This is a genomic window from Pseudoalteromonas sp. SR45-5 (assembly GCF_014163565.1).
In the GTDB taxonomy this organism is placed as follows: domain Bacteria; phylum Pseudomonadota; class Gammaproteobacteria; order Enterobacterales; family Alteromonadaceae; genus Pseudoalteromonas; species Pseudoalteromonas distincta.
This window is the reverse complement of the sequence record NZ_JACJDN010000569.1, coordinates 1-2,566: the sequence shown is the minus strand read 5'-3', so window position 1 is coordinate 2,566 and position 2,566 is coordinate 1. Positions and strand designations below refer to the sequence as shown.

At 39.6% G+C, this 2,566-nt stretch carries 3 protein-coding genes; 1 reads left to right on the top strand and 2 read right to left on the bottom strand.

The genetic code is table 11. The features are described 5' to 3' along the window. Together slmA and coaBC are read right to left on the bottom strand one after the other, a co-directional pair. On the bottom strand, nt 1-290 hold a 290-nt coding region (slmA, locus tag H5072_RS16600), incomplete at its 3' end, for a nucleoid occlusion factor SlmA (protein WP_182694161.1). 111 nt (nt 291-401) lie between these two features. After that, entirely contained in the window at nt 402-1,595 is a 1,194-nt protein-coding gene (coaBC, locus tag H5072_RS16595; protein ID WP_182694160.1) for a bifunctional phosphopantothenoylcysteine decarboxylase/phosphopantothenate--cysteine ligase CoaBC, read from the bottom strand. Between the two features lie 144 nt (nt 1,596-1,739). On the opposite strand from coaBC, the gene radC reads away from it, so the two are divergent. Next, nucleotides 1,740-2,414, top strand: coding sequence for a DNA repair protein RadC (gene radC, locus H5072_RS16590; RefSeq protein WP_182694159.1), 675 nt, complete (start codon nt 1,740-1,742; stop codon nt 2,412-2,414). Nucleotides 2,415-2,566 lie beyond the last annotated feature (152 nt).

The window sequence follows — 2,566 nt, the reverse complement described above, 5'->3', positions numbered from 1 at the left end:
TCAGCAAAGGTTAGAAGTAATAATAGAATGTTATAAATGCGCGTTTGGCTTTCTTTTTCGTTTTCAATAATAATATTTATACGAGATAAAAGGGTATCTTCAATAAACTCAATTAAGCCCTCAAACATACGCGCCTTGCTCGGAAAATGACGGTATAGCGCGGCTTCAGACACACCCACCTCAGCAGCTAGTTTTGCTGTGGTGATGCGTTGTCCTAAATTAGTTTCTAACATTTGTGCGAGTGCTTGCAGTATTTGCTCTTTGCGATTACTTCTTTTTGTCGCAGGCATGAACATTCCTTTTTATTAGTTATTCTTAGTGGCGCAGTTAAGAACCCTAGTCATTTTTTGTTCAAATGATTGGCGTATGTTAATGTTTTATTCAGTTTGTTTCCAGCCTTTTTATAGATGTTTAGCCAGCTGTTCGATCACCTTGCGAGCTATTTCTACTTTACTTGTTGTTGGTAATTCTAGTTGTTCATTGTGCCAGTACAGTGTTAAAGCATTATGATCGGAATTAAACCCTAAGCCACTTTTTGATACGTCATTAGCGCAAATCATATCTAGATTTTTATTTTGTAGTTTACCTTTAGCATAGCTTTCTACATTTTGAGTTTCGGCGGCAAATCCAACCGTATAGGGGCGGTTTTGTGTAAGGTTTGCAATAGCTGCAATTACGTCAGGGTTTTTAGTTAAAGTAAGGGTGAGTTCGTCGCCTTGCTTTTTCATTTTTTGAGTCGCAATGTTTGCAGCTCGATAATCCGCAACAGCAGCGCAACCTATAAAAGCATCAGATTGTGATGCATAGGTAAGTGACTCAGTTAATAGCTCCTCAGCGCTTTCTATATTAATAAGGTTTACGCCAGTAGGGGCTTGTATAGTGACAGGGCCCGAGATTAAATTAACTTTAGCACCGAATTGCAAAGCGGCTTCTGCCAGTGCATAACCCATTTTTCCAGAACTGTGATTTGATATAAAACGTACCGGATCGAGAGGCTCACGCGTTGGGCCTGCAGTTATTGTAATTGTTTTTCCTGCAAGTAATTGCGGTTGCTCTTTTGCTATACATAGCGCAACTAGCTCATGTGGCTCTAACATGCGTCCAGCGCCTATATCACCACACGCTTGCTCACCTTTACCTGGGCCCCAAATAAGTACGTTACGTGCTTTTAATGTGGCTAAATTTGCTTGTGTAGCTGCGTGTGCATACATTTGCTGGTTCATGGCAGGTGCTACAGCTACTTTTGCAGGCGTTGCTAGCAGTAACGTCGTTAGTAGGTCGTCAGCAATGCCGGCTGCCATTTTTGCAATAATATTGCAGGTAGCTGGGGCAACTAAAATTAAGTCAGCCCATTTTGCAAATTCAATATGCCCCATTGAAGCTTCGGCAGAAGGGTCTAGTAATGAGTCAGAGACTGTTTCTCCACTAACGGCTTGCATGGTCAGTGGTGTAATAAAGTGTTTAGCTGATTCAGTCATAACTACTTTTACTTCACAACCAGCGTCTTTTAATCGCCTAACGAGTTCTGCGCATTTATAAGCTGCAATACCGCCGGTAATACCTAGTACAATTTTTTTGTTTGTTAAGTTAGTCATGAATGTTCATCAGTTTTTATTAAATATTGGGCTTAAAATAACAAATCTTTACCCGTACAGCGAAGTTTTTTAATTCGAAATAACAGGCTAAATTTTAAATTTGCATTACATTTATAAGACACTTTCGCCTCTCAAGGATGAACAATGCAACTTACTTCACTTCCAAACTCACTTCGACCTCGTGAAAAACTCATCGCGAAAGGAGCTAAAGCGCTTACTGATGCTGAGCTCCTTGCCATATTTTTACGAACAGGGTTACCAGGAATGAATGTAATTGAGTTGGCTCAGCATCTATTAAATGAAAATAAAACCCTACATAATTTGTTTAATGCCAGTATTGAGGAGTTTTGCTCTCAAAAGGGGTTAGGGATCGCTAAGTATGTGCAGCTACAAGCTGTATTAGAGCTAAGTCAACGTTATATGCAGGAGCGTTGCCAACGAGATGCAGTGTTTAATTCGCCAAACTCAGTTTATGACTATCTAACAATTCAAATGCGAGGCTTGCAACAAGAAGTATTTATGGTGTTATACCTAGATAGCCAAAATAGATTAGTAAAAGACGAAATACTTTTTTATGGCACAATTAATTCTGCCAGTGTTTATCCGCGTGAAGTGGTAAAGGCTGCCCTTAAAAATAATGCAGCCGCTGTTATTTTTGCGCATAATCACCCAAGTGGTATTGCAGAACCGAGCCAAGCAGACAAACTTATTACGAATAAATTGCAGCAAGCACTGCAATTGGTCGACATAAGTGTGCTCGATCACATCATTGTTGGTGGAGAAACCTGTGTTTCGTTTGCCGAGCGAGGCCTGATTTAGCTTTGTTAGACACATAAGTGTGTTAAAAATGAGCTGTTTAACGTGTTTTGGCAAATTAGTTTAATTTAAATGCAGTTTTTACTTTCCCTAAGGGCATTCGATCTTTATAATTAGCCGCTATCAAATTTACATATATGAGCTGATTGGATAGA